Source organism: Priestia sp. USM5, from assembly GCF_058323215.1.
The window spans coordinates 1-386 of record NZ_JBSGKN010000021.1; the positions used below are offsets into that span (position 1 = coordinate 1).

The 386-nt window shown below is 49.2% G+C and carries 4 tRNA genes; all 4 read right to left on the reverse strand.

Annotated features, from left to right (window positions below):
* Positions 1 to 7: 7 nt before the first annotated feature.
* Positions 8 to 82, reverse strand: a tRNA-Gly gene (locus tag ACWATA_RS29320).
* Positions 83 to 105: 23 nt separating this feature from the next.
* A tRNA-Leu gene (locus ACWATA_RS29325) sits at positions 106 to 187 on the reverse strand.
* Between the two features lie 14 nt (positions 188 to 201).
* Positions 202 to 277, reverse strand: a tRNA-Lys gene (locus ACWATA_RS29330).
* A gap of 8 nt (positions 278 to 285) precedes the next feature.
* Positions 286 to 361, reverse strand: a tRNA-Thr gene (locus tag ACWATA_RS29335).
* Positions 362 to 386: the final 25 nt, after the last annotated feature.

A 386-nucleotide genomic window follows, 5' to 3' on the forward strand; every position in this document is an offset into this window, starting at 1 on the left:
ATATACGTGGAGCGGAAGACGAGGTTCGAACTCGCGACCCCCACCTTGGCAAGGTGGTGTTCTACCACTGAACTACTTCCGCGCATATATGAAATTAAGTAAAGATGCGGGTGAAGGGACTTGAACCCCCACGTCGTAAGACACTAGATCCTAAGTCTAGCGCGTCTGCCAATTCCGCCACACCCGCGTGTGAATATTAAATGGTGAGCCATGAAGGACTCGAACCTTCGACCCTCTGATTAAAAGTCAGATGCTCTACCAACTGAGCTAATGGCTCGAAAAAAATGGTGCCGGCAAGAGGACTTGAACCCCCAACCTACTGATTACAAGTCAGTTGCTCTACCAATTGAGCTACACCGGCGTGCAATCTCTGACTTAAATAGTCG